Source organism: Chitinophaga sp. (assembly GCF_035564935.1).
Classification (GTDB): domain Bacteria; phylum Bacteroidota; class Bacteroidia; order Chitinophagales; family Chitinophagaceae; genus Chitinophaga.
The window spans coordinates 1-3,996 of record NZ_DATMTE010000894.1 but is presented as its reverse complement, the minus strand read 5'-3'; the positions used below and the strand labels follow the sequence as shown (position 1 = coordinate 3,996).

Annotated in this window: 4 protein-coding genes; all 4 read right to left on the bottom strand. The window is 48.5% G+C overall.

The window, feature by feature from the left end; translation table 11 throughout:
- The coding region (locus VN105_RS23320) for a glycoside hydrolase family 26 protein (protein WP_325644745.1) at positions 1-937 on the bottom strand (937 nt) is incomplete at its 3' end.
- Positions 938-940: 3 nt separating this feature from the next.
- Positions 941-1,921: a glycoside hydrolase family 5 protein gene (locus VN105_RS23315; protein ID WP_325644743.1), complete on the bottom strand. Its 981-nt coding sequence runs from the start codon at positions 1,919-1,921 to the stop codon at positions 941-943.
- 94 nt (positions 1,922-2,015) lie between these two features.
- The gene (locus VN105_RS23310) at positions 2,016-3,083 is read right to left on the bottom strand and encodes a hypothetical protein (protein ID WP_325644741.1); all 1,068 of its coding nucleotides are present in this window, start codon (positions 3,081-3,083) and stop codon (positions 2,016-2,018) included.
- 4 nt (positions 3,084-3,087) lie between these two features.
- A partial coding sequence (locus VN105_RS23305) for a RagB/SusD family nutrient uptake outer membrane protein (RefSeq protein ID WP_325644739.1) occupies positions 3,088-3,996 on the bottom strand: 909 nt, incomplete at its 5' end.

Genomic DNA, 3,996 nt, shown 5'->3' with positions numbered 1-3,996 from the left:
CTTTCAGCAATACATCGTTCCACCATTGCGGATTGGGAATGGATTCCAGACCTGTTTCCGTTAATGCGGAAATTTTACCGTTCTTTTCCGCAAAGGAACTTAAGATTTTGAGTTTATGGATTGCTGCCGGTAGATCATAATGCCCATCGCGGCCAAAATCTGCGTAATTATCCATTCCAACGATATCTACCCAGTCATTGCCTGGATAACGTTCCAAAAATTCCTGCTCGGAGTTAAATTGACAGTCGGGCGAAAAGGCATAAATAAAGTTATGTACCTTCAATTGATCCCGGAGATAACTTACCGTAAATCGCCAGACGGCCATAAAATCTTCGCGCGAGGTATATTTTTTTCCCCACCAGAACCAGTCTCCGTCAAATTCGTGGAAAGGACGAAAAATAATAGGTATTGCTACTCCGTCCTGTCCCTTGGCACGATGTGCAAATGACGCTATGGATTTCAGCAGTTTTTTATAGTGCCGGTGATGTGTGCCACCTGGTTTTATGGCGGCCATCGCCGCTATGGATGTGGAGTCGTTCCAGTAAAAACCATCATTGGAAACCGGATTGTTCAAATGCCAGCAAATGGTCGTAATGCCACCACGGTTGTATGTATCGGTGACCTGTTGCAGGAGCAGCTGCTGATTTTCGGAAATGGCTTTGGGAGATTGACCTGAAAAACCCATAAAGTCGAAGCCGATGACAGCTGGATGCGAACCGGTGACGGATTTTACGTCCGATCGGTCTCTATCTCCCTGCCATCCATGTCCGTACGCTGTAGCGTCCTGCTGGCCGAACAATACTTGACTGCCAGCCCATCTTTTAAGGTTTTTATACAGCGCCTGTGTTTGTAGCGTTGCATCTTTATCAATCAGTTGCTGCTGTCCCCAGCTCTGCAGCCCCAGCATGAGTAAATTAAAAAATAAGAAGATTCTCATGTTTTAGGGGTTAAGTGTTTTCAATTGCGCCTTGATGTATTGCCCCGCCGGGGTAAGATGCTGTTTTTTCCAACGGCCATGCGGGGGAGCCATCGGTTTAAGCAAAGCGGTTGTTTCGTCCTTATCCGTCAGATTCCAGTTTGCCCAGCTGAGTTGGTTGTGTTCCATCCAGTCGAGCCAGACCTTCGTCTTTTTCAGATCAAACTGACCATTGCCATCGGCTTCTCCTACGCCCCATTCGGTAACGAACAAAGGCAATTGTTGCCCGATTGCTTTCTGAGCACGGTCTCTCAGCTGCTCCTGATGATTCGGATCGCTCGCATAGAAATGAAAAGAATACGCAATGTTATTAAAGCCCTGAATCCGATCATTGGCCACACTATCCACATCTTGATCCCAATGCGGAGATCCGACGACAATAATATTGTTTTTGGCATCCTTGCGGATCGTATGGATCAGCTCCTCAGCATAGGACTTGACCACTTGCCAGGTCGTTCTTTCGGGCTCATTCCAGATCTCATAAATAAGCTGTGGATGATCCGGGTACTGCTCTGCCATCCGGGTAAAGAAAGCTTTGGCCTGATTGATATTGCGGTCCGCATGATGATCGTGCCAGTCTATCAGGATATAGATGCCCCGCTGCAATGCCCGATCGACAACGTTCTTGATCAGTGTAAATTGCTCTTCGGGGGATTGCAGATAGCCACCGTCCGGTTCCACGGCCAGTGCAACACGGATCAAGTTGACATTAAAATCGTCGACCAGCCGGTCAACGACTGCTGGGGTATAGTACTTTTTGCCGCCCCATATACTCCAGGAAAAACTGATGCCTCGCAATTGGACGATCTTGTCATGCTGGTCTACTATTTTTCCCTGTTTTATACGGAGGCTACCATGCCTTTGTACTGCGGTCTGGGAAATCCCGCTTTGATGGAGCAGGCATAGGATCACTGCTACCGTAAAAATTTTTATATGCTTCATCATTTGTAAGGGGTGCTAGCTCGCCGAATAATCGACGATTTTTACTGAGCGGCATTTGACCGGGGCCAAATGCCGCAGCAATAATGATTTTGACCTGCTACTTAAAGAAAATAACGTCGTCTAAATAGAACGTTTCATCCTGTGCATCGGGTCCCTCGATCCATAGACCGAGCTGTTTGAAGGCATTGCCCTTGCTCCAGAGACCGATATCCGCGAGATCCAGGCGAACATAGGTCCATACGCCTGCCGGCACGTGGATGGGGGTGGATCTATCGGAATTTCCAAAACCCGCAGCGCGCCCGTCGCTGGTAAGATAGAGCGTATAGTCCTGCGAACCGCCTTTAATCCAGAAGGAAAGAAATTTTAAGTCGGCATTCTTGGCCATGCCCTCGCCCCAGTTGGCCATGCCATTGGCTGACCAGCCTCCTTTGCCGTAAACCATTTTTGAAGCTGCATTTCCCAACTTGAACGTTGTCGTGCTAATTGTTACAGCTCCCCAGCCCCAGCCTTCAAAACCATTTTGATAGGTATCCGTAAAGAGTCTGAAAGCCTGATTAACGTTGACAAATTCCTGCGTTGTCGTAATTTCTCCAGCTTCGCTTTTGATATCGAGCTTTGTTCTGCTGACTTCTGTCTGCGGTAGCGTCACCACCAGCTGACGTTGACTTTTGCTCACGATGGTGGCCTTGGCACCTGTACTGGTCAGCGTCACCTCCGTTACATCATTTAAATAGTTGCCGCTCAGGCTAAGCTGGGTGACCGCAGGGGTAAAGTTGTAGTCTGAAACTGTGGCAACGGAAGGTAACGGTGTGACATTGAAGGGAACCCGTAATTGCTTGTCTAGCATATTGGTCAGGATGATGTCCTGCTGCCCTGCTGCCGCTGTGTCCGGTACACGGAATACCAGCGCATGGTCATTGTTAAAAGCTGGATTGAAGCCGGCAGGAACATTTCCCGTTTCAAAAACAATGGATTTCATACCCGCAAGCCCCTGGCCGGTCAGTACGATTACCGTACCCGGAGGACCGGATGTCACTTCCAATGGATCAGCTTGGGGATTTCCTGAGGGTGACAGCTTATCGTCTTTTTTACAGGAAACAAATGCAAAGCATGCTATTACGAGGATGCAGACGTAGTGATATAAGGTCTTCATAAGTTTTTTCATAATATTAAGGTTTATAAGGAACAGCGGGTTTGGCCAGCTCTGGATTGTTGACCACCTCTGTTGTCGGGATCGGAAGATATAACTTGCTTTCACTGCTGAGCGTAACACTGAGATGATCCACCAATGGCTTGCCCGCTGCACTATAGGTGCCTCTTTCCTGCGCTTCGACCAGCTGTTTGGCTTTCGTAAATCCTTGGCGTTGAATGTCAAACCAATAATCTCCCTCAAATGCAAATTCTACCCGTCGCTCATGTAATATATTCGCTGGGGTTAATACCGTCAGGTCGCGTGAGGTGCCCAGTCCGGCACGGTGTCTTATTTCGTTGACAGCAGCCAGTGCTTTGGCATCCGTGCTCCGGGCCTGATCAGCCAATACGGCCTCCGCATAGATCAGTAATACATCGGCATAGCGCAAGATGTAGGTACAGATGCTCGTGGAGGTACCATTGACATCCTGACCGCCTCCGCCCGGCCCGACCACGTATTTCAGGGCGTTGGAACGGGTACCTGTTTTTATCTTCCGTGCATTGTCATTGGAGCTCATCCATGTGGTATCGTAGGTAAAGCCGTTCGGAAAGGCTGAATTTTTCCAGTCATCCCGATGAAATCCCTGCTCCATAATGGACCAGCCTTTGCGTTTGTCGCCCACTTCATAGCTGTCCAATAGATCGATTGACGGGATAATAGCCGACCAGCCGGCTCCGGTGGTTTCTTTCAATAATGGCTCGGGACCAACATAGGCCTGGATGGGATTGCCGACACCATATCCCCCTGATGCTACCCACTGTAAGGCAAAGAGGCTCTCGGAATTGTTATTGGCACTCTGATCGGTAAACATCTTCCCATAATCAGGATATAGGCTGTATTTTTTAGCGTTGATGACCGTTTCTGCCTTTTTTCGTGCATTTTCGTA

What these genes read in the sequence shown, in the direction of transcription:
- VN105_RS23315 (WP_325644743.1), bottom strand. Translation starts at nt 1,921, where the DNA reads ATGATGAAGCATATAAAAATTTTTACGGTAGCAGTGATCCTATGCCTG.
- VN105_RS23310 (WP_325644741.1), bottom strand. Translation starts at nt 3,083, where the DNA reads ATGAAAAAACTTATGAAGACCTTATATCACTACGTCTGCATCCTCGTA.